We start from the raw sequence: 25,332 nt of genomic DNA, 5'->3' as shown, positions 1-25,332 counted from the left end.
AACAGCGAACGCATGATGACCGTTTGAGGATCAGGCCGGTCTGTCGCTCAGGCGTTATGGCCTGCGGCGGAGCGGTAATGCGTAGGGTGGACCAAGCGCAGCGTGTCCACCGTTGGGTGCACAGGGTCAGCACGAGCGCAGGCCTGATGCCGCGATGGCGGAGACGCCGTTGGCTTACTCCGCCCGACGTCGGGCGGCGTTCCGTAGGGCGGACTAAGCGTAGCGTGTCCGCCGTTTGAGGGCCGTTGCCTAGTTGGCGAGTTCGATATGCTCCGGATGAATCCGAATAACGCCTTTTTTCAGCAGGCCGCCGAGCGCCTTTTTGAAGTTGCTCTTGCTGACGTTGAAAGCCTCGCTGATGGCCTCGGGGCTGCTGCGGTCGCTCAGGGCGAGCTGACCGCCATTGGCCTGCAAGCGTTCGAGAATCTGTTGCTGGAGCAGGTCTGCGGCCTGGCCACCCACCGGTTGCAGGCTGAGGTTGATCTTGCCATCGGGGCGAATCTCGCGAATGTAGCCCTGTTCCTTGCGGCCGAGCTTGACCGGCCGGAACGCTTCGTTGCGGTGCAGCAGGCCCCAGTGTTCGCTGTTGATGATGGCCTTGTAGCCCAGGTCGGTGCGCTCGACCAGCAGCAGGTTGACCGCATCACCGACCTTGTAGCGGGCCGGGGTCTTGTCCAGATAGCGGTCGAGTCGGGTGGTCGCCAGTACCCGGCTGGTGTGCTTGTCGAGGTACAGGTAGGCAACGCAGTACTGGCCTTCTTCGAGCGGCTTCTTCAGTTCGGCAAACGGCAGCAGCACGTCCTTGGGCAGACCCCAGTCGAGGAACAGGCCGACCTGATTGCGCGCGACCACCTTGAGGTTGGCGAACTCGCCGACCTGCGCGCGCGGGCGCGTGGTGGTGGCGATGATCCGGTCTTCGCTGTCGAAGTAGATAAATACCCGCAGCCAGTCACCGACCTCGGTGGGCTGGTCTTTTGGCACATAGCGGTTGGGCAGCAGGATCTCGCCGTCTTCACCGCCGTCCAGGTACAGCCCGAAGCCGGTCTGCTTGATGATCTGCAGTTTGTTGAATCGCCCGATGTCGGCCATGTAATTGCTCCTGAGTTAGCCGCGCATTCTAGGGGCTATCGCGCTGCGATAACAGTACGGGTCGTCGCTATTGCCGTTGGCTGCCATCCGCGTCGGCTGTCTGGGTTGCCCCGGCTACGGCATCCTGCACGCTGTTGACCTCGATGCGGTCGGCATCAAACAGCGTTTCCAGCTCCGCACGGGCCTGACGGGCTGTCTGCATTACCGCGGCGGCGTCATCGTAGACCCTGTGCTGGGCCGCCAGCACCGCTTCATCGTGCCGGCGGAAGCGGGCGATACGCGAGTCGGCCTGCTCCGGGCTGAGACCCATGCCGGTCAGAATCTGCCGGCTCATTTCCAGACTGGAATGGAAGGTTTCGCGCACGGCCAGGACATTCAGGTCGATCAGCTTGTGCACGTGCTGACGGTTGCGGGCGCGGGCGATGATGGTGATCGCCGGGTACAGGCGACGCACGGTTTCGGCGGTGCGCAGGGTCACGTCCGGGTCGCTGCTGGTGATGATGAAGAACTGCGCCTTGTCGACCTGGGCCGCGCGCAGGATCTCGGGGCGCAACGGGTCGCCGTAGAAGATCGGCATGTCGGCGCTGAGGCTGCGCGACATGTCGATACTGTCGACCGAGGTATCCAGCGCAATGTATGGCACACGCTGGGCGCGCATCATGCGGGCGATCACCTGGCCCATCCGGCCCATGCCGGAGATCACCACGCGGGGGCTGTCGGATTCGATCTGTTCGTACTCTGGTGGAACCGGCCTGATGCTGTTTGCGGCCCGGCTGAGCAGCGGTGACAGGGCGAGAATCAGCAGCGGGGTGATGGCCATCGACAGGGTGATCGCCAGCACCAGCATGCCGTGCAGAGCGGGGCTCAGCAGCTGGTGCCCGGCAGCCAGCTGGAAGACCACGAAGGCGAACTCGCCACCGGCGGCCAGCACCAGGCCGAGACGCAGCGCGTTGGCGCTATCGAGCCCGGCTACGCTGCGGCCAACCAGATAGATCAGCGGCAGTTTGAGACCGATCACCAGTGCGGTCAGCAGGGCCACCGCGCTGCCGTTGCTGGCCAGCAGTGAGAGGTCCGCCTGCATGCCCACGGTGATGAAAAACAGGCCCAGCAGCAGCCCCTTGAATGGCTCGATCTGCGACTCCAGCTCGTGACGGTATTCGGAATCGGCCAGCAGCAGGCCGGCCAGAAACGCGCCCAGTGCCATCGACACGCCAACCATGTCCATCAGCCAGGCGGTGCCGATCACCACCAGCAAGGCGGTGGCGGTGGAGACCTCCTGCAGACCGGTACGGGCGACCACGCGAAACAGCGGGCGCAGCAGATAGCGTCCGCCGATCACGATCACGGCGATGCTGCCGAGCACCTCGGCGGTTCGCAGCAGCGGGTTGCCGTCAGCGCTGCCCTCTGGCTGTACGCCCAGCAACGGAATCAGCGCGATCAGCGGGATGGCGGCGATGTCCTGAAACAGCAGTACGGCAAAGGCCTGGCGGCCGTGCGGGCTGTTGAGCTCTCGCCGTTCGGCCAGCAGCTGCAGGCCGAATGCGGTGGACGACAGAGCCAGTCCCAGGCCGAGAATCAGCGCGGTCTGCAGCGGTTGGGCAAACACCAGCAAGGCGAGCAGTGCCATCACGCTTGCGCACAGCAGCACCTGAGCAAGTCCGGTGCCGAACACCGCGCGGCGCATGACCCACAGGCGTTTGGGCGACAGTTCCAGGCCGATGATAAACAGCAGCAGGACAACGCCCAGCTCGGAGACATGGCTCATGCTTTCCGGGTGCGCGATCAGTGCCAGTGCACCGGGGCCGATGATCACACCCGCCGCCAGGTAACCAATCACAGCGCCCAGACGCAGGCGTTTGGCCAATGGCACCGCGATCACGGTGGCGAGCAGAAGGACGACAACAACCTGCAGAATGCTGCCCGGTTCATGCATGAAGAGATACCCGAAGGGAGATTGGCTGGGGGAGGTGGCAAGAGCTTGCCAGACGGCCAATTCTAGGCCCTCGCAGGCCTGCTGCTCAATGCGCCGCAGACGCTTTTTTAACCGCCACGCTGCAGGTCCACTTGCGCAGGGCGGACCAGGCGCAGCGTGTCCGCCGTTCGACCCCGGTGGCCAACGCTTTGCGTTGACCACCCTACAGGCGACCTGTCGCAGGGCTCGATGACGATGCCGTGCCAATGCGGGGATAATGCGTAGGGCGGACTAAGCGCAGCGTGTCCGCCGCTCAACCCCGGTGGCCAACGCGGTGCGTTGACCACCCTACAGGCGACCTGTCGCAGGGCTCGACGACGATGCCGTGCCAATGCGGGGATAATGCGTAGGGCGGACTAAGCGCAGCGTGTCCGCCGCTCAACCCCGGTGGCCAACGCGGTGCGTTGACCACCCTACAGGCGAATTGTCGCAGGGCTCGACGACGATGCCGTGCCAATGCGGGGATAATGCGTAGGGCGGACCAGGCGCAGCGTGTCCGCCGTTCAACCCCGGTGGCCTGTCGCAGGGCTTGGCGAAACAGTCGATGACGATGCTGGGTCACGGCGGTGATAATACGTAGGGCGGACTAAGCGTAGCGTGTCCGCCGCGCCCCCACATTTCAGACAGAATAGAGGTCAACCAGCACGACATGACGATTTTGCAGCGCATCAGACAGCTCGGTGAATGGCTCGGGTTGCGCCCGCGTGGCGAGCAGGAGCGGGAGGTCGAGCGCCTGCGCGATGATTTCGGGCTGATCCGGGTGACCGAGCTTGGCGAGCTGCGCTATCTGTTCTTTGGCGAGCAGACCGAGCAAAGCTGCGGGCTGATCGGCAATCCGGCCTGGCTGGAGTACGACTACACCCGCGCCATGCTGCTGGCCGGCTACTGGCTGGAGGATACGCAGCGGGTGCTGGCGCTGGGCCTCGGTGGCGGCTCGCTGGTCAGCGCGGTGCTGACCCATCTGCAATCGCAGCAGATCACCGCCGTGGAGCTGCGCCCAGGTGTGGTGGAGGTAGCCCGGCGCTGGTTCGGCCTGCCGGATGATCCGCGACTGACCGTGCTGATCGACAGCGCCGAGAAGGTCATTGAGCGCGCGCAGGCCAGTGCCGACCTGGTGCTGCTCGACCTGTACATGGAGGGCGGGATCACCGCCCTGCAATTGCGTATGGACTTTCTCGAACAGTGCCATGCGGCGCTGCGCCCGGGCGGGCTGATGGTGGTGAACCAGTGGCAGGTGGGCCATACCGGGCAGCCCTACGCGGCAGAGCGGTTGCAGAAGCTGTTTGGTGATCGCTATCTGCAGGTGGAAGTCGAGGAGGGCAATATCGTGCTGTTCATTCCGCAGGCCGGCGAGTTACCGCTGGATCAGGATACGATGCGCCGCTGGGCAGATAGCCTGGAGCCGCAGCTCGGGTACAGCCTGCGCCCCTATGTGGAAGTGCTGCGCAGAGCCGAAGACGTTATCCCTGCTGCCGACTGCCGGTAAACTGCAGCTGGCTGCCGCAACGGCGACACAGATAACGCGAGCCACGGGCAACCCGGGCGTGGCGTTGCGCGGTAAAGGGCATCGGGTCCGGGCAGGCGCAGCGGTACAGGTAACGGGTGACCCGCCGGGTTGGCACCGCGTAGTTGTGGCAGCGGTTGGCGGGCAGACCATACAGCCCGGTCATCAGGCCCTGCCACTCCCGGCCGTGCGGGCGAATGCGATGCCCGTACAGTTGATGGGCAATCAGGTGCGCGACCTCGTGCGCCACTGTGTGCTGCAGGAAGTGCTCCTGGTTCTCGCGGTACATGCGGCCGTTGAACCGCAGCAGGTTGCGATCCAGATAGGCAACCCCTGCGCGCTGGCCACGCAGATCCAGTTCAATATCGGGGCGCGGAAAACGGCGGCGAAAGTGCTGCTCTGCCAGCCGGTAGCATTCCTCGGTGCGGGCGATTACGCGGTCCATCGACTCAGAACACCCCGTTGTCGAGACCGGCAGCCAGATACAGCCCCAATTCTTCTACCTGCTGCTCAAATCCGTCCTGCCAGTCGCCGCGCAGGGTCAGTGGTTCCTGCACCCAATTCCAGCGCAGCCCGGTGACGATCGACTCGACAGCGCGGCGAGTGCCGGTGCCATCCATACCGGCGCGGATATACAGCGCACAGGGTAGCCCCTGTTTTTCCTCCAGCACCGGGTAATAGCAGCGGTCGAAAAAGTCCTTCAGCGCGCCGCTCATGTAGCCGAGATTCTCGGTCGTACCGAGCAGAATCGCATCGGCCGCCAGTACGTCGTCAGGTTGCGCCTCCAGCGGCGGTACCCAGCGTGCGTCTACCTGCTCGATATCGGCATGGCTGGCGCCGCGCAGCGCCGCTTCGGCCAGTCGCCGGGTATTCGGCGACGGCGCGTGGGCGACGATCAGTAACTGTTTGCGAGGCATGGCGCTCAACCTTGCCGGCTGTTCCACAGCCGCGACACGGCGCGGTCGCTGCCCAGCCAGGCAATCAGCAAACCTGCCAGGCCGATCAGGCCGAACACGGCGACCGGCAGCAGGAAGAACGGATCGCTGCCGGAGGGCAGCAAGACCGCCAGGCCGATGGCGATGGTCAGAAACAGGGCGCACATGATGACCAGAATCAGGCGACTTTTGGGCGCGTAGTGGAATGGCTCGTCGCCGCGTTCCAGCGGGGCGAGCAGGGGAGTGCACAGTGTGCGGGCGTGATCTTTGAGTGTGGCCATGCGGAAGTCTGTGTCTCTGCGAGGAACCTTTCGGCGAGTGTAACCCGACGGCCCCTTCGCGCAAACCGGCCAGGACCGCTTCCGGTCATGCGCTGGTCATCGCGGACCTGATGGGGTAGGGTGTTTACAGCTGAATATAAATATCCGTGGGTCACCAAGACCCCTATTTGCACCCCCCTACCTGCCTGGAACCGATCCACCGTTTGGGAGACGCGGCTCCATGATCAGGCTTTTGTTGCCCATCGCGGCACTGCTCTGCGGCATTGCGTTGCTGCTGCTGGGCACCGGACTGCTCAATACTCTGCTGGCCTTGCGTGGCAGTGCCGAGCAGTTCAGTGATCAGACCCTGGGTTTACTCGGCTCGGCCTACTTTGCCGGTTTCATCCTCGGCACCTGGCTGTGCCCGCGGCTGATCCGGCGCATGGGGCATGTGCGCGCCTTCACCTTTCTCGCCGCTGCCGAAGCGGCCTGTGTACTCATTCATCTGCTGTGGATTCAACCTGGCCTGTGGCTGTTGCTGCGGGTGATCACCGGCGTGGCGCTGGTGGGCATCTATACCGTGATCGAAAGCTGGCTCAACACCCAGGCGCCGCCCGAGCGCCGCGGCCAGGTGTTTGCCTGCTACATGGCAGTCAACCTCGGCGCGCTGGCGCTGGCCCAGCAGATGCTGAACTGGGACAGCCCGCTGACCTTTACCCTGTTTGCCGTAGCCGCGACCTTCATCGTACTCGCGGTGATGCCGGTGTCGGCCACCCGCCTGCCGCAACCCGTGATTGACGATACCCCGCCACTGAAGCTCGCCAGGCTCTGGCAGGCGGCGCCGGTGGCCTGTGCCGGCGCGGTGCTGTCGGGCCTTGGCATGGGCGGATTCTGGGGGCTGGGGGCGGTCTATGCCGCGCGCATGGAAATGGATACCGCGCAGATCGCCGGCTTTGTGTCGTTGGTGATCCTTGCTGGCGCATTCGCCCAGTGGCCGATGGGGCGCCTGTCCGACAGTATCGACCGGCGCCGGGCACTGGTGATCATCGCCGGTTTGGCGGCGGCAGGCGGGGTGCTGATGGCGTTGCTCGGTCCGTTCGGTCTCTGGTTGCTGGTGGCGGCGGCGATTTTCGGCGCGGGTGCCTTCTCGGTGTATCCGGCGGTTGTGGCGCATCTGATCGATCACTTACACCAGGAAGATATTCTCTCGGGCAACGCTTCTCTGCTGATGCTGCATGGCCTTGGGGCTGCGGTTGGCCCGGCGCTGGCCGGTGCCCTGATGGGAATCACGGCTGCATCGGCGTTGCCGCTGTTTTTTGCCCTGATGTTCTCACTGATTGCGGTCTATGCCCTGCGTCATCTGCGTCAGGGCGATGACCGGATTGTCGATGGCGCGGCGCATCAGGTCCCGATGGTGCGCACCTCGACCGCGGTACTGGAAATGATGCTGGAAGAGGCAAGTGGTGACGAGTTGGCAGGCAGTAATCACGCGGCGGACGGTCGAGAGGCCGCCCGCGATGAATTCGAGCAGCAAGATGGAGATCACGCCCATGATGTTGGCAACCGACCTTGATGGAACCTTTCTGGCAGGCGATCCGGACAACCGGCAGCGCCTGTATCAACTGATCAACGCACACCCCGGTATCACTCTGGTGTTCGTGACGGGGCGGGGGTTGGAGGTAGTGGTGCCATTGCTTTCCGATCCGGCCATTCCGCGACCGGACTACATCATCTGTGATGTGGGTGCGACCCTGGTTGATGGCGACACCCTGCAGCCGGTCTACCCGGTGCAGAGCGAAATAGAGCAGCGCTGGCCGGGCGAGCAGGTGGTCGCCCAGCGGATGGCCGGCTTCCCTGGGCTGGAACGTCAGGAAGTACCCCAGCAGCGCCGCTGCTCCTGGTTCTGCGAACCCGGTGCGGTGACCGAGCGGGTACACAAGGCAGCGGATGAGCTGGGCTGTGATCTGCTGTTTTCCGCCGGCATGTATCTGGACTGCCTGCCCAAGGGCGTAAACAAGGGCTCGACGCTGCGGCGGCTGGTCGAGCATCTGGGTGAGTCGATGGATCGAGTTCTGGTGGCCGGCGATACCCTGAATGACCTGTCCATGTACGAGCAGGGCTTTATGGGCGTGTGCGTTGGCGAATCGGAGCAGGGGCTGCTGGACGCCACCGCTGATCGGGCCAAGGTGCTGCATGCGCGCCTGAGCGGCTGCGGCGGGATTCTGGAGGCGGTTTCGCACTTCGGCTTTCTGGGCCCGCTCGGTGTGGATTCCGAGCTGCGTGATCTGCAGATCAAGGGCAAGGCGGACCTGGTGATGGTGTATCACCGCTTGCCTTACGAGGAAGTGATCGAGGACGGCAAGCTGCTGCGCCGTCCACCCACCTCGCCCAACGGCATCCTGCCAACCCTGCTGAGTTTCTTCGGTGGCGACCAGCCCGGCTCTTGGGTGGCCTGGTCGATTCACGACCCGCGCCAGCGCGAGGCCTTCGAGGTGCACACCAAGGTGGATGCCGAGCGTTACCCCAATCTGGTGGCGGCGCGGGTTGCTCTGACCAAGGACGATGTCGACGTGTTTTACAAGCGCTTTTCCAAGGAGGCGTTCTGGCCCACCCTGCACACTTTCTGGGAGCGGGCGGTGTTCCGCGAGGAGGACTGGGCGGTGTTCCTCAAGGTGAACCGGCTGTTTGCCGAGCGCACTGCGGCAGAGGCGGCTGAGGGCGCGGTAGTCTGGCTGCACGACTACAACCTGTGGATGGTGCCGGCGTTTCTGCGCTCGCTGCGGCCGGACCTGAATATCGCCTTCTTTCACCATACCTACTTCCCGTCGGCTGACGTATTCAACGTGCTGCCGTGGCGGCGCGAGATCATCGGCAGCCTGCTGCAGTGCGATTACATCGGCTTTCACATACCGCGTCAGGCCGAGAACTTTGTCGACGTGGCCCGCGGCGTCGCGCCGCTGGAGGTGCTGGAGGAAAAGGGCTGCGCGCCGCGCTATCTGACCTACGGCTGCGCCGTCGGGCTGGACCGCATGACCAGCTGCATCAGTGTGCACGGCCGCGAGATCGGTCTGGGCGCGCATCCGGTCGGGCTGGATATCGGCCGGGTGCAGAATGTGATCGACAGCGACCACTGCCAGCAGTTGATCGGCGAGCTGCGTGAGCAACTGCAGGGGGTGCGGGTGGTGCTGTCGGTCGAGCGGCTGGATTACACCAAGGGCACCTATGCCAAGCTGCTGGCCTTTGAAGCGCTGCTGGATGCCCACCCGGAGCTGATCGGCAAGGTCACGCTGATTACCATCTGCGTGCCGGCCGCCCGGGAGATGACGGTCTATGACGAGCTGATCAGCCAGATCGAGCAGGCGGTCGGGCGTATCAACGGGCGCTTCTCGAGGGTCGGCTGGACGCCGGTGCAGTTCTTCTATCGCGCGGTGCCGTTTGAGGATCTGGTGGCCTATTACCTGATGGCCGATGTGATGTGGATTACCCCGCTGCGCGACGGCCTGAATCTGGTCGCCAAGGAATATGTCGCAACCCAGGGGCTTTGCCAGGGCAGTGGGGTGCTGGTGCTGTCGGAGTTTGCCGGCGCGGCGGCCGAGCTGCACGGGGCGCTGCTGACCAATCCGCATGATCCCCATGACCTGCGCGACACCCTCTACATCGGCCTGACGCTGGGCAAGGCCGAGCGGTTGGCACGCTTGCGCGAATTGTTTGGCGTGGTGCAGTACAACGACATTCGCCGTTGGGGCGATGAGTTTCTGCAGGCGGTGCGCCAGCGCCGTGAGGCTGCGAGCGCGCTGGAGGCTGACGAGGTGGGCGAGGTTGCCTGAGGTGGGGCTTGCCGACCGGTAACCCGGTCGGCAAGTGTGGTCAGGTGCTGATCAGTTCACGATCTGATTGATCTGATACACCGCAGTGGTACCGCTGACCTCGTTGCCGATGACCAGCAGCGCCTCGCCGTTGGGCGAATCTTCCGGGGCAATGAATACCAGACCTTCCGGACCCAGGTCACCGGCTGTCGCCAGCACGGTGGACGGGTCTTCGGTGGTCCAGTCTTCGCGGGTATTGAGGTAATCCACCAGCACTGGAGCGGTCGGGTCGGTGATGTCCCAGGCCATGACACCGCCAATGCGCTCCAGACCGATGAAGGCAAAGGTCTTGTTGCCAAGCTGGCCGACGGTAACGCCTTCCGGTTCCGGACCCTTGTTGTCGCTGCGGTTGTCGAAGGTATCGCCTTCATCATGGGTGGCGTTGAAATAGTCGGTGCACGGAATGGTGCGGTTGGCGCCGAGCATGCACGCATCACTGGCGAAATACTGCTCGAGCTGGTCGCCGGAATCCCACACCAGTTGGCCCTCGCCGTCACGGATCGAGAACGAGCGAGCGCCGTAGGCGTAGAGGTTGTCGTACATCAGCCGGTCACCGGCGAGGTTCTGGTTGCCGGACGCGTCGAACAGCACCGGATCGCCGTTGGCGTCCTTGCGGTAGCCGTCGGTCCAGGCCACGGTCAGGCGGCCCAGGTTCTCATCGGCGCGGCAGTCACCCGGATCGGCAGCGGTCGCGCCACAGTAGGCGAAGGTGGTCGGGTTGAGCAGGGCGCCGGCGGCCAGGTCGCGCAGCTGCGGCGGCAGGTCGTCGCCGGCACGGCGGTCGAAGCCGCTGACGTGAACCAGATGCTTGACGCGGAATTCTTCAACAAAGCCCTTGCTGGCATCGCCATCCCAGTAAGCCTGGTCGTCTTCACCCCAGGCGCGGGAGTCGCCCTCGTTGGCGGTGACCAGCAGGGTTTCGCCGTCGACCTCGTAGGCGGCGATGCTGTCTGGCTGGTACATGCCGAGTACGCCCGGCCAAGTGTCGATGTTGATGGCGTCGTCGGAATCACTGACGTCCAGACCATTGCCTGCGGTGGCGTGATCCTTGTAGCCCAGCGGCAGGATATCGGTGACAGTGGCCGTGGCGATGTCGACCTTGGCCAGCGCATTGTTCTCCTGCAGCGATACCCAGGCAGTGCCGCTGTCGCTGGAGATGGCAATGTATTCCGGCTCCAGATCCTGCTCGACGCTGGCATTCGGGCCGTAGATCCGCACGCCGGCGCTGCGCAGCGCATCGGCCTGGGTGTTGAAGGCACTGAATCCGGCGGTGCGAACCTCAACCAGCTGACCTTCCGAGACGCCCAGAATGCTGATCGAGCCTACCGGGTCGATCTGATAGTCGGTGCTCGGCTCGCCTTCGTTGGCTGTCAGCACATACTCGCCATCCGGGGTAAAGGTGACCATGTCCGGCTGGGCCCCGACCTGCTCATAGCCAAGCATTTCCAGGCTGGTAGCGTCGAACAGGGCGACCCAGCCGTTGTCGGTTTTGGTGGGTGCTTCGACGGCCACGGCCAGATAGCCACCCTTGTAGGCGATGCTGTTGACCACGGCGCCTTCGGTGATGGATTCGACTGTCAACTCCTGCAGCAGCACCGGGTTGGCCGGGTCGGCAGCGTTGAGCACATCGACCGCACCCTTTTGCGCATTGACGATGAAGATGCGCTGGTTGACCGGATCGAAGGCCGGAATTTCAGCGGCGCTGGCGCCGAAGATGTTGGCACTGTAGCGGCCGAGATAATTCAGCGTGATGCTGTCGGGTGTGACCACCTCGGGGGCATCGTTATCGTCGCTGCTGCTGCTCTTGCAGCCGGCCAGGGTGGCCAGCAGGGCCGCGCTGGTCGCAGCCATCATCCATTTTTTCATTGTCTGTTGCCTGTACTGGGTTCACGAAGGATGACAGTGATACACACAGGCGATGACATGGGGTTGTCAGTCTGATGGCAGAGTGATGACAGGCGTGGAGGGGAGGGTATGTGGCGGCTCTGTTACACTCGGGCACATGATTGATGTGCAACCCGACATGCTGCTCCCCGACGCCTTTGATGAGGGCCTGCTGCAACTGCTGCACGGCCATCCGGCAGGGCTGAGCGAATATGCCCTGTTGCAGGCACTGGCCGAGCGCTTTCCTGATTCACTGTTTGCCGAACCGGGAGTGCTGCGCGACCCGTTGCAGTTGTTTCGGGTGCACTTTCTGCTGTTTCACCAGCTTTATCAGTTGGCCGACCAGCTGGGTGACGACGGCCTGACGCTGCAGATTCATGCCCTGAATATTCAGGTTCAGCCACGCGCCTCCGGCACTGAGGCGCTGCAGGTCGATGACCCACTGCGGCGTTATTACCTCGACTGGGCGCAGTGGCGTACGACCAACCGGGATGACGTGGAGCAGCTGATCGACAGCTTCTGGCGTCGCCGCGCGCCGGTTTCCGCGCCAGAGGTGGATGCCGCGCTGGCCGTGCTGGGGCTGGAGCCGGGCGCCGACGCCGTGGCTTGCCGGCGGCAGTACCGACGCATGCTCAGCGTCCATCATCCTGACCGGGGTGGCAGCACCGCGCGTGCACAGGAAATCAACCAGGCCATGCTAATTCTGCAACGCTATTACGGCAAAAGCTGAAGTCGCCAATCTCTCTAAGCAAACCACCTTACTTCATTTTCTTTTTGGCTATAGTCAATGCAGGGCGCGGGTAACCCCGCAGTCCGCTTGCTCTGCCGGCTGTTGTCGTGCGGAGCCGAATAATAACCAGGAGGTCAGACCATGATCCATCACGTACTGGGGCTATTCACTCATCCCGATGAGGAATGGAAGGAAATCAAGGGCGAAGACGAAAGCATTGGCCACATGTATCTCACCCATGTGCTTGTGCTTGCCGCCATTCCGGTCATTTCGGCCTATATCGGCACCACCCAGGTGGGCTGGACGATAGGCACGGAGGACCCGGTCAAGCTGACGCAGGCCAGTGCCCTGCAGATGACGGTGCTGTCCTATATCGCCATGCTGGCCGGCGTTGCCGTGATGGGCGCCTTCATTCACTGGATGGCGCGCACCTATGATGCCAATCCAACCTTCAACGATTGTGTGATCTTCGCCGCCTACACCGCCACGCCGCTGTTCATTGCCGGCCTTGCTGCGCTGTATCCGAGCCTCTGGCTGGGCATGCTGGTGGGCACGGCAGCGATCTCCTACACGGTGTACCTGCTGTATCAGGGTATTCCGATCTTTATGGACATACCCAGTGACGAGGGCTTCCTGTTTTCCAGCTCCGTGCTTGCCGTGGGTCTGGTGGTGCTGGTTGCGATGATTGCGACCTCGGTCATCTTCTGGGGATTCGGCGTCGGTCCCGTTTATCTTCGCTGAGTGGTTTGGGGACCCCTCGGCGTCATTCCCGGCCTGCCTGAGCCAGCAACAACCCCCGTCAGCACTGCTGACCGGGGTTGTTGTTTTTATGTACAGCAGATTTCAGTAGAATGCCCGTTTTTGCCGAGCCGGTACCCCGTCCATGAGCCACCTGAGCGTTAACCAGAACAAGCTGCAGAAACGTCTGCGTCGTCTGACTGCCGAGGCAGTGACCGATTACAACATGATCGAAGACGGCGATAAGGTGATGGTCTGCCTGTCCGGCGGCAAGGACAGCTACACCATGCTCGACATGCTGCTTTACCTGCAGAAGGTGGCGCCGATCAAGTTCGAGCTGGTGGCGGTCAATATGGACCAGAAGCAGCCGGGCTTCCCTGAAGAGGTGCTGCCGGCCTACCTCGAGAGTATTGGCGTGCCGTATCACATCCTTGAGCGCGACACCTATTCGATCGTCAAGGAGAAGATTCCGGAGGGCAAGACGACCTGTTCGCTGTGCTCGCGCCTGCGCCGCGGCAACCTGTATACCTTCGCCGACGAGATCGGTGCGACCAAGATGGCACTGGGTCACCATCGTGACGACATCGTTGAGACCTTCTTCCTCAACATGTTCTTCGGCGGCAACCTCAAGGCGATGCCGCCCAAACTGCGCTCCGACGATGGCCGCAACGTGGTGATTCGCCCGCTGTCCTACTGCAACGAAGTGGATATCGAAGCGTATGCCACGTTGCAAAACTTCCCGATCATCCCGTGTAACCTGTGTGGCTCGCAGGAGAACCTGCAGCGCAAGGTAGTCAAGGAAATGCTGCAGGGCTGGGAGAAGGCCAACCCGGGGCGGGTGGAAAATATCTTCCGGGCGCTGAAAAACGTCCAGCCCTCGCAGTTGGCCGACACCGCGTTGTTCGATTTTGCCAGTCTGCGTATCGACGAGCAGGCTGCCTCGCGCGTTCTGAGCGTAATGAACCTCTGAGCCCGGGATTAGCCGATGCAGGATTACCGCTGGCTGCACGAGTACTGTCTCAACCGCTTCAGATCGGCTGCTGCTCTGGAAGCGCGCCTGCCTCAGGTCAGGAGCGCCGAGCAGTTACGCGCGATCAGCGACGACCGCTATCTGTCGATGATCGCTCTGCGGGTGTTCCGCGCCGGCCTCAAGCACAGTGTGGTGGATGCCAAGTGGCCGGCCTTTGAAGAGGTGTTCTTTGGCTTTGATCCGGAGAAGGTGGTGCTGATGAGCGCCGAGCACCTGGAGCGGCTGATGGCCGACACCCGGATCATTCGTCACCTGGGCAAGCTGCGCAGTGTGCCCCGCAATGCCCAGCTGGTGCTGGATCTGCGTGCCGAATACGGCTCGGTCGGCAATTTGATCGCCGATTGGCCGGTGGACGATATCATCGGGCTCTGGCGGTTGCTGGCCAAGCGCGGCGCCCAACTGGGCGGGTTGTCGGCACCGCGACTGCTGCGCATGGTCGGCAAGGATACCTGGGTGGCTACCGACGATGTGGTGGCTGCGCTGAAGGCGCAGGGCATCATCGACAAGGCGCCGACCAGTCAGCGCGATCAGGCCACCGTGCAGGCCGCCTTCAATCAGTGGCGGGCGGAAAGTGGACGGCCGCTGTGCCAGCTGTCCATGATGCTGGCGTATACCGTCAACCATTGAACTGTGTTTTCTGAATTCTCCATAAAAGCTGCTCGCTTGGCACATGAAGTTAAAGTAAATTCTTGACCTCGCGCCGATCCCGGTGCATTTTTTGATCAGAACCCCTGTGCTGGAGGTGGCCGGATGCGGCTCGCTGGACTGCTGACATTGTTGATTGCTGCCCTGCTGGCAGGCTGCTCCAGTGCCCCGCCGGCGCCGGTCACCGTGAGCGTGCCGAGCCCGGTTGAGTCCATCCCCGACTATGAACTCAAGCGTCACGATGTGGTGTTCCAGGCGTTCAGTCTGGTCGGCACTCCCTACCGCTGGGGCGGCAGTTCGCCGGCAACCGGATTCGACTGCAGCGGCCTGATTCAGTACGTCTACCGCGAAGCGGCGGGTGTAAGTCTGCCGCGCACCACCTCGGACCTCTACAACATGAAGGTATCCAGACCCCCGGAAAACTCGCTCGCGCCGGGTGATCTGGTGCTGTTTGCGATGAACGGCGGGCGGGTGAACCATGCGGGCATCTACATCGGCGATGGGCGTTTTCTGCATGCGCCCAGCAGCGGTGGCGTGGTGCGTGTGGACGAACTCGAATCCTCCTTCTGGCAGCGCAGCTTCAAGGGCGCGCGCCGGGTATTGGGCAGTCTCTGAGTCACGCATGGCGAACCCTCCGCCAGACCCCGCGCGGTGTCCATTCTGTGCCGGCAGCAATGCCTGTGCCGCTGACAGCGGCAGCTGCTGGTGCTTTGCGCTGACGGTACCGCAAGGGCTGCTGGCACTGGTGCCTGAGGCGCAGCGCAACCGGGCCTGCATCTGTCAGCGTTGCATCCAGTCGTTTGTGGCTGATCCGCCGGGTTTTGCCGCGCGTTTCAGTCGGCGCTGAGCTCTGGCTTGCGCAGCAGCGCGACATCGGCACCGATCAGTTCCAGCTCTGCCTGCCATTTTGCCGCCAGCCAGCGGAAGCTCTGTTCGCTGAAAAAGCTGATGTGGGTCGGATCGCTCTTGTAGTGCCAGCGGCTGAAGGCCTCCGGACTGATAACCCGCTTGGTCATTAGGCCGAGCCAGCCGCCCGGTTTCAGGCACTGCCACAGCTGCTCAAGCACCTCACGCGGGGCGGCCAGATGCTCGACCACCTCGGTTGCGGTGATGAAATCCCATTGCTGGCGCAGGGCTTCGGGGTTGGGGTGATAGTAGAGATCGTGCAGGGCAACCTGATGGCCTTGTTCGCGCAGCATCATGGCCAGCGCCGGCCCCGGGCCGCAGCCGAAATCCAGGCCGCTGCCGGCGGCTGGCAGGCGCGCTAGCAGGGGCTCTGCCAGGCGTGAGAGAAAGCGTCGATAGCCCGGATCATCCGGGTGGTTTTCGTGGCGGTCGTACTCGGCCTTTTCCTGCTCGGCTGTCAGCTGCCAGCGGGGCGGTACATGCACCATCAGGCATTGCTCGCACTGCCAGTAGCTGCGCTTGCGATCATCCAGCAGCCAGTGGCTTGCGGCGCCGCAGAGCGGGCAGGGCAGTGTCTCGTGTTGCTCGCTCACAGCGGTTTGATGCGGTCGATCAGGCGGCCGGAGTCGGCCAGCTCGAGAAATTCATCGCCGAGGCGCTGGCTCTCGCTCATCGCCTTGCGCCAGTAGGCTTCACGGCCGTCGTTGTCATAGACGTAGCGGTTGAAGTCCTTGCGGTCGGGCAGCTTGCGATGCGGCAGGCGCTCAAGATACTCGGGTGAGGGGGCCAGCAGCAGCACGTCGCGCAGCTGCTCTGCATTGTGCTTGCGCCAGGGAATGGTCTTGTCGAACCAGCCGGGCACCACCCGATCAATAAAGTGCGGGTAGAGGATCACGCCGGGGGCGGTGTAGGGCAGGTCGAGGTGGTAATCCAGCAGGCCGCCGTCGCGGTAAACACCGGGCGCGGCGCCGGGTATGTCGCGTACGGCTTCCATGACCATGGGTATCGAGCCCGACGCCAGCAGGGCCGAGCGCAGATTCTGCGGCGTCAGCTCCACGTGCGCGCTGGTGAAGTCGCGCAGTTCTGCCAGCTCCGGCAATTGCCGCGGATCGTGCAGAATGACGCGCTCGAAGAAGCGCCCCAGATGGCGGCGGCCCAGCAGGTTGGCGCCGATGACACCACCCAGGCCCAGCGCCAAACGCGCGCGCGAATCATGTCGCAGCAGCCCGCGGCTTTTCACCACGACGATATTGAGACGGTAGTTGGGGTTGCTGAGGATGGCCTCAAACTGCCCCTGCAGCAGCTCGTCGATCATCTGGCCGCAGGCGGCGCTGATGGTCTGGATGGTGACACCCTTGGGGAAGCGCATGGCGGTATAGAGTTCGCCCAGCTGGCGCAGGGTGTGCACCGGGTCAAGCATGCAGGCACTGGCGAAGCGCCAACTGCCGATCGAGGCGCCGATCAGGCTGCGCGGCTGGGGCGCGCGTGGCAGCCACTCGCCGAACAGGGCCAGGTCGAGCCCCTGAATGCCCAGCGCCTTGGGGCCGCCAGCCGCACCGGGGATCATATGGACGTCGGCTGGCTGTAACCCGTTGTTGCGGATATGCTCAATGGCGCGATGCCCTGCTCGCAGCGTCAATGCCGGAGCGCGAACCTGGATAGCTGTCATGCGGTAAGGGGTCCCTTGGAGTGCGCGGCCAATTTTAAGGTTGGTTTCAGCTCGGCGCTATAGTCTGAGACTGTCTAAACGCAACGGAGGAATCCAACATGTACAAACACATTCTCGCTCTTTCCTGTTCTGCAATCCTGGCGCTGGGCAGTTCTGCACTGCTGGCCGACGACGATGTTCGCATGGATGAAGTCAACGGGCTGGTGGAACAGGGTACCATTCAATCCCTGGAAAGCCTGAACGAAAAGGCATTGGCGGTGCAACCCGGCACCATCACTGATACCGACCTGGACAAGCACTATGGCCGTTTTATCTATGAAGTCGAAATCCGCGACGCCCAGGGGCAGGAGTGGGATATTGACCTGGATGCGTCCAATGGTGATGTGCTCGAACACCGCCGCGACGACTGATCGGTCGCGCAGTTCTCTGCCGGCCCTGTTGCTGGGTGCGCTGGTGCTGCTGCCAGGGGGGGCGGCAGCACACGACCTCAGTCAGGACGAAGCACTGGCACTAACCGAGCAGGGGCGCATCCTACCCCTGCCGGTGTTTATCGAAGACGCGCTGACGCGGTTCCCCGGCCGTTTTCTGGAAGCCGAGCTGGAGCTGGACGACGGGCGTTATATCTATGAACTGGAGCTGGTGACCCGTGATCGCCGGGTCATGGAGCTGGAATACGATGCTGTCAGCGGCGAGCTGCTGGATGCGGAAGAGGACGACTGATGCGCCTGCTGCTGGTGGAAGACAATGTGGCGCTGGCCGATAGCCTGTGCAGCGTGCTGAAACGCGCCGGGTATGCGGTGGACTGGCGTACCGATGGCCGCGATGCCGCGGTACTGGGCGAGCAGGAGCCCTACGATCTTGCCATTCTCGATCTTGGCCTGCCCGGTATGGACGGGCTGGCCGTGCTGCAGCGCTGGCGTGCAGCCGGCAGTAGCCTGCCGGTACTGATTCTGACCGCGCGCAGCCGCTGGACCGAGCGGGTCGAGGGGCTGCAGGCCGGGGCCGACGATTATCTGACCAAACCCTTTCACAACGAGGAACTGCTGCTGCGGGTACAGGCGTTGCTGCGCCGCGCCCACGGTCGGGTGCCCCAGGCGCTGCTCAGCGTCGCCGGGTTGCAGCTGGACGAGGCGCAGCAGCAGGTGCGGGTCGGAGATGCCGAACCGCTCAGCCTGTCTGCCAGTGAATTCAAACTGTTGCGCTACTTCATGCTCAATCCGGGCAAGGTGCTGTCGAAGACGCAACTGGCCGAGCACCTGTATGACTACGAGGATGAGCGCGACTCCAATGTGATCGAGGTACTGATCAATCATCTGCGCCGCAAGCTGGGTCGCGAAGCGATCGAAACGCGCCGTGGCCAGGGCTATGTACTGGTCGGGCGCGGCGAATGAGGTCGATCAGCCGCAGGCTGGCGGCCACGCTGGTACCGCTGCTGTTGTGCAGTGTGCTGCTGATCGTGCAGGGCAGTGTATGGCTGTATGACCGCGCCCAGCGCAATTATCTGACCCTGCTGCTGCAGCGCGAAACCGACAGCCTGCTGGCGGCGCTGACGGTTGGCCCCGACGGCCTGTTTCTTGATCTGGACAAGATTGATCCGGATTACCGCAGACCGTATTCCGGGCGCTATTTCGTGGTTCAGGGGCGCGAGAAATGGCGTTCGCGTTCGCTCTGGGATCATCGTCTGCCGCTGCCCGGGGATGGTTTGCAGAGCGGTCTTCTGCCCGGCCCGCAGGGGCAGGAACTGCTGGTGTGGTCTGGTGAATACCGCAAGGCGGGGGAGCCGGTGACCATCAGCGTGGCGCTCGATTATCAGCCGTTGATGACCGAGTTTCGGCGGGCCAGCATCTGGATCAGTGCTCTGGCTGTGCTGGTGACGCTGCTGGCGGTATTGATACAGCAGTGGCTGCTGCGGCGCTCGCTGCTGCCGCTGCGGCGGGTACAGCAGGAACTGGCCGAATGGCGCAGCGGTGAACGTCTGCATCTGAGCGAGCAGGTGCCGCAGGAGTTGCAGCCGCTGGTGGCAGAAATCAATCATCTTGGGGCGCAGATCGAGGCGCTGCTGCTGCGTGCGCGCAACAGTGCCGGCGACCTGGGGCACGCCCTGAAAACACCGCTGGCGGTGATCGAGAGCCGGCTTGATGCCCTCGCACCGAGTTTGCCTGCGGAGCAACTGACCGAGCTGCAGGCGCAGCTGCAGGCCATGCGTAACCAGCTGGAGCGCACGCTGCAGCGTGCCAGACTGGCAACCGATCAGTCGCGGGCACAGCGCTTTGATCCTGCGACCGATCTGCCGGCGCTGGTGCAGACGCTGGCCAGCCTGTATCCGGCGGTGCCCGAGATCAGGCTGGACGGCGCGTCGGACACGCGCTGGCCGTTTGACCGGGAAGACATGCTCGAGTTGCTCGGCAATCTGCTGGATAACGCCTGCAAATGGGCGCGGGCCCGGGTCAGGCTAAGTTGGCGCCTGGACGCCCAGCACCTCTGCGTTGAGGTGGCAGACGACGGCCCCGGTATTGATCGTGATGCGCGTGATCAGGTTTTGAGTCGCGGCCTGCGGCTTGATCAGCAGACCCCGGGTCACGGCCTGGGGCTGGCCATTGTGCGAGATCTGGTTGCCGCCTACGGTGGCACACTGTCACTCGAGCAGGCGCCCGAAGGCGGCCTGCTGGTCAGCATCAGTTTGCCGCGGGAGCGGCGTTGATCAGAGGAATGACGCGTCGATGTCGACCAGCAACAGGTGCCGGCTGTCGTCGATGAACAGGCCCGAGGTCATGCAGTACTGATTGGTGGTGGCATCGCGGTAGCGGTTCGACAGGATGACCCGGCTGTCCTCTCCGGCCTCGGCGAGAATCTGATAGAAGTACGGCCGCCAGGACCAGTTATGGTCCAGATAGCGCGGGTCGGTGTGCCAGGCGTCACCACGCCATTCGAAGTTCGGCGAAATCTGGGTGCCTTCGGCATCGCACAGAAAGCAGCGCAGCAGCCATGGGTAGTTGCGCGGGTCCGGCAGGTGCGCCGGTTGTGCGCCGCGGGCCAGCCACTGGCGCAGTTCGGCAAACAGCTCTGCCAGCGAGCTGCGCAGGGTCGCCAGCTTCTCTCGCTCGGCCAGTTTGGCCCGTACGTAATGATCGCGCATGATTGAGAACTGCTTCTGCACGGCGTCGCTGGGCAGGAAGTTCTCCTCCGGGCGGCCGAACAGATAGCCTTGCACGTAACGCGCGCCGCACTCCAGTGCAAAGTGCAGCTCCTGTTCGGTTTCCACGCCCTCGGCGATGATCCAGCAGCCACTCTTTTCCGCCATCAGTGCCAGCGCGCGTACAAAGTCGCCGCTGTTGCTGTTGCCCGCTGCCGCCTGGCGGAACAGCTGGATATCCAGCTTGAGAATGTCGGGTTCCAGTGCCAGCACCCGGTCGAGCATCGAATATCCCGCGCCAAAATCATCGATGGCAATGCGTATGCCGGCGGCACGGTAGCGCTGCACTACATCACGCAGCTGCTCGATGCTGCCCTGCAGTTCGGTGATTTCGAAAACGATCTGGTCTGTTGGTAGCCCCAGCTCCTCAAGCAGCTGCAGGCTGGGCAGTGGCTTGCCCGGCAGCAGCTGGCTGACCCAGGCCGGTGAAATATTCAGGCTGATAAAGCCTTCGGGGGTATCGCGAAAGCGTTCCAGCGCCTGCCTGCGGATGTTGCGATCCAGTTCCAGCAGCTCGGCCTGCGAGACTGAAGGGTCGGTAAACAGTGGGCCGGCACTGCTGATATTGCCCTCATCGTCGCGCAGGCGCGCCAGCGCCTCATAACCGGCAATGCGGCCGGTGGCGGTATCGATCAGGGGTTGGAAGTAAGGCAGTGGCTGTCCAGTAAACACATCTTTCTCCGGGGTCGGAACGTCGGGCGCTGAACTTATGCAAGATTGTAGCCAAGCGACCGGCAGGCGACTGCCTGCGTGTGCCGGGCATGCGCTTTCGGGTGCCAGGGCACCCGTCGAACGCTTTCAGTGCATGATTCTGCCTCTTTGGTATGGCGATTGCACTATCACGGTGAGGTGAGCTGGTTCGTCCGCATCAATTTGGTGCCTGTTTTGCTGAATGGCGGTCAGGATTGGCATACAAGTAATTGAAAAATAAAAATTATTTCAGATTGCTCGGAATGCGTGCCGATCAGGGTGGTTTGTGTGGAATCTTTTTGATTGCACTACAACGGTTCACTCGTCTCGCATGCGCACGCAACGGGTGCATTTTCTGACTTGATAGAGGCTGCTTGAATGGAAAACCTGAACAGTGCTGTGGAAACCCTGATCCACGGTGCAAACACCCTGTTTATTCTGATGGGCGCGATCATGGTTCTGGCCATGCACGCCGGTTTTGCGTTTCTTGAGGTAGGTACGGTTCGGCAAAAGAATCAGGTAAACGCGCTGTCGAAAATCATCAGTGATTTCGCGATTTCGTGTCTTGCCTATTTCTTTGTCGGCTACTGGATTGCCTATGGGGCTACCTTCTTTGCCGATGCGGCAACCCTGTCGCAGAACAACGGTTACGCGCTGGTGAAGTTCTTCTTCCTGATGACCTTTGCCGCAGCCATTCCGGCGATCATCTCCGGTGGTATTGCCGAACGGGCCAAGTTTGCGCCGCAGCTGTGCGCCTCGCTGCTGATCGTTGGTGTGGTGTATCCGTTCTTTGAAGGTATCGTCTGGAATGGCAACTACGGCTTCCAGGGCTGGCTGGAAGCGCAGTTTGGTGCCGGCTTCCACGACTTTGCCGGCTCGGTTGTTGTGCACGCCGTTGGCGGCTGGATTGCGCTGGGGGCGGTATTGCTGCTGGGAGCGCGTAACGGCCGCTATCGCGGTGGTCATGTGGTGGCGATGCCGCCATCCAATATTCCGTTTCTGGCACTGGGCGCATGGATTCTGACGATTGGCTGGTTCGGCTTTAATGTGATGTCTGCGCAGACGCTGGAGGGCATCAGCGGTCTGGTGGCAGTCAACTCACTGATGGCGATGGTCGGTGGCACCCTGGTGGCGCTGCTGGTGGGGCGTGCCGACCCGGGCTTTATTCATAACGGCCCGTTGGCGGGGCTGGTGGCGGTGTGTGCCGGTTCCGACCTGATGCATCCGCTGGGCGCGCTGGCGACCGGTGCGGTTGCTGGTGGCCTGTTTGTCTGGACCTTTATCCTGACCCAGAACCGCTTCAAGATTGATGACGTGCTGGGTGTCTGGCCGCTGCACGGCCTGTGCGGTGTGTGGGGCGGTCTGGCGGCCGGTATCTTTGGCACCGAAGCGCTGGGAGGTCTGGGCGGCGTGAGCTTCATGTCGCAGCTGATTGGCTCGCTGGCCGGTGTGGTCATCGCCTTTGCCGGTGGTCTGCTGGTGTACGGCGTGATCAAGGCGGTAGCCGGGTTGCGCCTGACAGATGAAGAGGAATATCAGGGCGCCGACCTGTCGATCCACAAGATCGGCGCGATCTCGATGGACTGAGCTGCGCCGGGGTATGGCGGACACGCCTTTGGCTTAGTCCGCCCTACGGTGCGGTGCGGGGCGGGGCGGTATGGTAGGGCGGACTAAGCGAAGCGTGTCCGCCATCGGGGCCACGCGGTACAGACCCTGAGGGCACAAAAAAACCGGGCTGGTTGGGCCCGGTTTTTTATTGTCCGCAAAAAGCGGCGGCTTACTCTTCCAGACCACCCATGGCGGTGATGTTGAAGCCACCGTCAACGTAGGTGATTTCACCGGATATGCCGGAGGCCAGGTCGGAGCAGAGGAAGGCGCCGACGTTGCCGACTTCCTCGATGGTAACGTTGCGACGCAGCGGCGTTTGCGCAGCGTTGTGGGCCAGCATCTTGCGGAAGCTCTTGATGCCGGAAGCGGCCAGGGTGCGGATCGGGCCGGCAGAGATCGCGTTGACGCGGGTGCCTTCCGGGCCCAGGCTGGTAGCCAGGTAGCGAACGCCAGCTTCCAGACTGGCCTTGGCCATACCCATCACGTTGTAGTTCGGCATGGTGCGCTCGGCGCCGAGGTACGACAGGGTCAGCAGGCTGCCGTTGCGGCCTTTCATCAGTTCACGGCCGGCCTTGGCCAGGGCGACGAAGCTGTAGGCACTGATGTCGTGGGCGATGCGGAAGCCTTCGCGGGTGGTGACTTCGGCAAAGTTGCCATCCAGCTGGTCGCCCGGAGCGAAGCCAACGGAGTGAACGATGCAGTCCAGGCCGTCCCACTTCTTGGCCAGCTCGACGAATACCTGCTCGATCTCGGCGTCATCGGCGACATCGCAGGGGAAGCACAGCTCAGGACCGGAGCCCCAGCCGGCAGCGAATTCTTCAACCCGGCCTTTCAGCTTTTCGTTCTGATAGGTGAAGGCCAGTTCGGCGCCCTCGCGGTGCATGGCCGCGGCGATGCCGGAGGCAATGGACAGTTTGCTGGCAACGCCAACGATGAGTACGCGCTTTCCGCTGAGAAATCCCATAGTACTTTCCTGTTTAGTGCATGGCCGTATCGGCCCTGTTATCGGTTTGCGGCAGGGCAAAGGCCGCTTCCAGCAGCTGACGAGTATAGTCATGCTGCGGTGAAGCGAAGATTTCACCTGCCGGTCCCTGTTCGACTACTTCGCCCTGGCGGATCACCATCAATTGATGGCTGAGAACCTTGACCACTGCCAGGTCGTGACTGATAAACAAATACGTCAAATTGTACTTCTGTTGCAGACTGCGCAGCAGTTCTACCACCTGGCCCTGCACGGTGCGATCCAGTGCCGACGTTGGTTCGTCGAGCAGGATCAGCTTGGGCTTGAGCACCAGTGCCCGGGCAATCGAGATCCGCTGCCGCTGGCCGCCGGAGAACTCGTGCGGGTAGCGGTGGCGGGTCTCCGGATCCAGGCCGACTTCTTCCAGCGCCTGAATCACCATCTGTTCGCGCTCGGCCTCAGTGCCGATACGGTGAATCTCCAGCCCCTCGCTGATGATCTGGCCCACCGACATGCGCGGACTCAGACTGCCATACGGGTCCTGAAAGACCACCTGAAACTCACGGCGCAGCGGGCGAACCTGCTGCTGGCTCAGGCCATCAAGCCGGGTGCCGTCGCATTCGATCAGCCCCTGGCTGTCGATCAGTCTGAGCAGGGCCATGCCCAGCGTGGTCTTGCCCGAGCCGCTTTCACCGACAATGCCCAGAGTCTGCCCGCGGGGCAGGCTGAAGCTGATGTCGGTCACTGCCTTGACGTGATCCACGGTGCGCCGCAGCACCCCTTTCCTGATCGGAAACCAGACCCGCAATTGCTCTGTCCGCAGAATCTCCGGGGCGTCCGGATCAACGGGGACCGGTTCGCCGCGCGGGTCGGCCGCAAGCAGCTGACGGGTATATTCATGCTGCGGTGAGCTGAACAAGGTGGCGCAATCGTTTTCTTCGACGACGTTACCGCGGTACATGACACATACCCGGTGGGCAATTTTACGCACCAGATTCAGATCGTGACTGATCAGCAGCAGTGCCATGCCCAGTTTCTGCTGCAATTCGCGCAGCAGTTCGAGGATTTTCAGCTGCACGGTGACGTCAAGCGCGGTAGTGGGTTCGTCGGCAATCAGCAGTTCCGGTTCGTTAGCCAGCGCCATGGCGATCATTACCCGCTGGCGCTGGCCACCGGACAGCTCGTGCGGGTAGGCACCGAGGCGTTTGCGTGGTTCGGGGATACCCACCAGTTCCAGTAGCTCAAGGGTGCGCTCGCGCGCCTGGAGCTTGTTCAGTCCCTTGTGCAGGGCAAGTACCTCGCCAATCTGCCGTTCGACCGTGTGCAATGGGTTCAGCGAGCTCATTGGCTCCTGAAAGATCATGGAGATACGGTTGCCCCGTACCTTGCGCAGGGTGTTCTCGTTGGCCTTGAGCAGGTCCTGCCCGCCGAACTCGATGCTGCCGCTCGGGTGCGATGCGGTCGGGTAGGGCAGCAGGCGCAGGATGGAGTGCGCGGTCACTGACTTGCCCGAGCCGCTTTCGCCGACCAGTGCCAGGGTCTGGCCGGGGCGGATGTTAAAGCTGACGTCCTTGACCGCCATGGTCTGATCGTTGCCCTGACGGAAGGCGACGCTGAGATTGCGGATGCTGATCAACGGTTGTTCGCTCATC

Annotated in this window: 25 protein-coding genes; 14 read left to right on the top strand and 11 right to left on the bottom strand. The window is 62.8% G+C overall.

The features are described 5' to 3' along the window. Positions 1–249: 249 nt before the first annotated feature. Both O5O48_RS16910 and O5O48_RS16905 read right to left on the bottom strand, forming a co-directional pair. Positions 250–1,089: a CvfB family protein gene (locus tag O5O48_RS16910; protein ID WP_269687674.1), complete on the bottom strand. Its 840-nt coding sequence runs from the start codon at positions 1,087–1,089 to the stop codon at positions 250–252. A 67-nt stretch (positions 1,090–1,156) separates the two neighbouring features. Beyond that, positions 1,157–3,022 (bottom strand): monovalent cation:proton antiporter-2 (CPA2) family protein, encoded by a 1,866-nt coding sequence (locus O5O48_RS16905; protein ID WP_269687673.1) that lies wholly within the window; start codon positions 3,020–3,022, stop codon positions 1,157–1,159. Between the two features lie 688 nt (positions 3,023–3,710). Here O5O48_RS16905 and O5O48_RS16900 point away from each other — a divergent pair. Further along, positions 3,711–4,547, top strand: a complete 837-nt coding sequence (locus O5O48_RS16900; protein WP_269687672.1) for a methyltransferase domain-containing protein — start codon at positions 3,711–3,713, stop codon at positions 4,545–4,547. Here O5O48_RS16900 and O5O48_RS16895 read toward each other — a convergent pair. The 3 genes from O5O48_RS16895 to O5O48_RS16885 are packed head-to-tail and all read right to left on the bottom strand — an operon-like array spanning position 4,522 to position 5,781. After that, positions 4,522–5,010, bottom strand: coding sequence for a SprT family zinc-dependent metalloprotease (locus O5O48_RS16895; RefSeq protein ID WP_269687671.1), 489 nt, complete (start codon positions 5,008–5,010; stop codon positions 4,522–4,524). The two genes, O5O48_RS16900 and O5O48_RS16895, sit on opposite strands and share 26 nt — an antisense overlap. A gap of 4 nt (positions 5,011–5,014) precedes the next feature. Then, a complete protein-coding gene (locus O5O48_RS16890; RefSeq protein WP_269687670.1) occupies positions 5,015–5,482 on the bottom strand; it encodes a flavodoxin family protein in 468 nt (155 codons plus the stop codon). Positions 5,483–5,487: 5 nt separating this feature from the next. Then, positions 5,488–5,781 (bottom strand): hypothetical protein, encoded by a 294-nt coding sequence (locus O5O48_RS16885; RefSeq protein ID WP_228246734.1) that lies wholly within the window; start codon positions 5,779–5,781, stop codon positions 5,488–5,490. 220 nt (positions 5,782–6,001) lie between these two features. Between O5O48_RS16885 and O5O48_RS16880 the strand changes: the two genes are divergently transcribed. Then, positions 6,002–7,333, top strand: a complete 1,332-nt coding sequence (locus O5O48_RS16880) for an MFS transporter (RefSeq protein WP_269687669.1) — start codon at positions 6,002–6,004, stop codon at positions 7,331–7,333. Continuing rightward, positions 7,311–9,587: a glucosylglycerol-phosphate synthase gene (ggpS, locus tag O5O48_RS16875; RefSeq protein ID WP_269687668.1), complete on the top strand. Its 2,277-nt coding sequence runs from the start codon at positions 7,311–7,313 to the stop codon at positions 9,585–9,587. The genes O5O48_RS16880 and ggpS overlap by 23 nt, the downstream gene beginning before the upstream one ends. 51 nt (positions 9,588–9,638) lie before the next feature. Here ggpS and O5O48_RS16870 read toward each other — a convergent pair whose 3' ends face one another. Continuing rightward, complete coding sequence (locus tag O5O48_RS16870) at positions 9,639–11,492, bottom strand: choice-of-anchor I family protein (RefSeq protein ID WP_269687667.1); 1,854 nt, start codon at positions 11,490–11,492, stop codon at positions 9,639–9,641. Between the two features lie 136 nt (positions 11,493–11,628). On the opposite strand from O5O48_RS16870, the gene O5O48_RS16865 reads away from it, so the two are divergent. The 6 genes from O5O48_RS16865 to O5O48_RS17770 all read left to right on the top strand — a co-directional run bounded on the left by O5O48_RS16865 (position 11,629) and on the right by O5O48_RS17770 (position 15,500). After that, positions 11,629–12,240, top strand: coding sequence for a DNA-J related domain-containing protein (locus O5O48_RS16865; protein ID WP_235005793.1), 612 nt, complete (start codon positions 11,629–11,631; stop codon positions 12,238–12,240). Between the two features lie 141 nt (positions 12,241–12,381). Beyond that, entirely contained in the window at positions 12,382–12,981 is a 600-nt protein-coding gene (locus O5O48_RS16860; protein WP_088276564.1) for a Yip1 family protein, read from the top strand. A 142-nt stretch (positions 12,982–13,123) separates the two neighbouring features. Then, on the top strand, positions 13,124–13,948 hold the full coding sequence (gene ttcA, locus O5O48_RS16855; RefSeq protein ID WP_088276563.1) for a tRNA 2-thiocytidine(32) synthetase TtcA: 825 nt from the start codon (positions 13,124–13,126) through the stop codon (positions 13,946–13,948). A 15-nt stretch (positions 13,949–13,963) separates the two neighbouring features. After that, entirely contained in the window at positions 13,964–14,635 is a 672-nt protein-coding gene (locus O5O48_RS16850; RefSeq protein ID WP_269687666.1) for a DNA-3-methyladenine glycosylase I, read from the top strand. Between the two features lie 123 nt (positions 14,636–14,758). Further along, complete coding sequence (locus O5O48_RS16845) at positions 14,759–15,268, top strand: C40 family peptidase (protein ID WP_228246728.1); 510 nt, start codon at positions 14,759–14,761, stop codon at positions 15,266–15,268. Then, a complete protein-coding gene (locus O5O48_RS17770; RefSeq protein ID WP_350227375.1) occupies positions 15,153–15,500 on the top strand; it encodes a cysteine-rich CWC family protein in 348 nt (115 codons plus the stop codon). Before O5O48_RS16845 ends, O5O48_RS17770 begins: the two co-directional genes overlap by 116 nt. On the opposite strand, the gene O5O48_RS16840 is transcribed toward O5O48_RS17770, so the two are convergent. Together O5O48_RS16840 and O5O48_RS16835 are read right to left on the bottom strand one after the other, a co-directional pair. After that, positions 15,487–16,152, bottom strand: a complete 666-nt coding sequence (locus tag O5O48_RS16840) for a class I SAM-dependent methyltransferase (RefSeq protein WP_269687665.1) — start codon at positions 16,150–16,152, stop codon at positions 15,487–15,489. The two genes, O5O48_RS17770 and O5O48_RS16840, sit on opposite strands and share 14 nt — an antisense overlap. After that, on the bottom strand, positions 16,149–17,228 hold the full coding sequence (locus tag O5O48_RS16835; RefSeq protein ID WP_269687664.1) for a patatin-like phospholipase family protein: 1,080 nt from the start codon (positions 17,226–17,228) through the stop codon (positions 16,149–16,151). Before O5O48_RS16835 ends, O5O48_RS16840 begins: the two co-directional genes overlap by 4 nt. A gap of 98 nt (positions 17,229–17,326) precedes the next feature. Between O5O48_RS16835 and O5O48_RS16830 the strand changes: the two genes are divergently transcribed. From O5O48_RS16830 to O5O48_RS16815, 4 genes are read left to right on the top strand one after another with little or no spacing between them, the layout of a single operon-like run. Next, a complete protein-coding gene (locus tag O5O48_RS16830) occupies positions 17,327–17,638 on the top strand; it encodes a PepSY domain-containing protein (RefSeq protein WP_088276557.1) in 312 nt (103 codons plus the stop codon). Next, complete coding sequence (locus O5O48_RS16825; RefSeq protein ID WP_269687663.1) at positions 17,604–17,948, top strand: PepSY domain-containing protein; 345 nt, start codon at positions 17,604–17,606, stop codon at positions 17,946–17,948. The genes O5O48_RS16830 and O5O48_RS16825 overlap by 35 nt, the downstream gene beginning before the upstream one ends. Beyond that, positions 17,948–18,619 carry a response regulator transcription factor gene (locus tag O5O48_RS16820; RefSeq protein ID WP_269687662.1) on the top strand — a complete coding sequence of 224 codons (672 nt, stop codon included), beginning with the start codon at positions 17,948–17,950 and terminating at the stop codon, positions 18,617–18,619. Before O5O48_RS16825 ends, O5O48_RS16820 begins: the two co-directional genes overlap by 1 nt. Then, positions 18,616–19,929 carry a sensor histidine kinase gene (locus O5O48_RS16815; protein ID WP_269687661.1) on the top strand — a complete coding sequence of 438 codons (1,314 nt, stop codon included), beginning with the start codon at positions 18,616–18,618 and terminating at the stop codon, positions 19,927–19,929. The genes O5O48_RS16820 and O5O48_RS16815 overlap by 4 nt, the downstream gene beginning before the upstream one ends. Here O5O48_RS16815 and O5O48_RS16810 read toward each other — a convergent pair whose 3' ends face one another. Next, entirely contained in the window at positions 19,930–21,093 is a 1,164-nt protein-coding gene (locus tag O5O48_RS16810; protein WP_269687660.1) for an EAL domain-containing protein, read from the bottom strand. Positions 21,094–21,489: 396 nt separating this feature from the next. Here O5O48_RS16810 and O5O48_RS16805 point away from each other — a divergent pair, with 396 nt between their 5' ends. Then, positions 21,490–22,698 (top strand): ammonium transporter, encoded by a 1,209-nt coding sequence (locus tag O5O48_RS16805; protein ID WP_269687659.1) that lies wholly within the window; start codon positions 21,490–21,492, stop codon positions 22,696–22,698. Between the two features lie 190 nt (positions 22,699–22,888). Here the strand turns inward: O5O48_RS16805 and fabI are convergent, their stop codons facing one another. Next, the gene (gene fabI / locus O5O48_RS16800) at positions 22,889–23,683 is read right to left on the bottom strand and encodes an enoyl-ACP reductase FabI (RefSeq protein ID WP_088276550.1); all 795 of its coding nucleotides are present in this window, start codon (positions 23,681–23,683) and stop codon (positions 22,889–22,891) included. Positions 23,684–23,696: 13 nt separating this feature from the next. Further along, positions 23,697–25,331, bottom strand: coding sequence for an ABC transporter ATP-binding protein (locus O5O48_RS16795; RefSeq protein WP_088276549.1), 1,635 nt, complete (start codon positions 25,329–25,331; stop codon positions 23,697–23,699). Position 25,332 lies beyond the last annotated feature (1 nt).

It is taken from the genome of Halopseudomonas sp. MFKK-1, assembly GCF_027474385.1.
GTDB lineage: Bacteria > Pseudomonadota > Gammaproteobacteria > Pseudomonadales > Pseudomonadaceae > Halopseudomonas > Halopseudomonas aestusnigri.
Note: the sequence above shows the minus strand (reverse complement) of the source record. Positions and strands in the feature narration are given on the sequence as shown.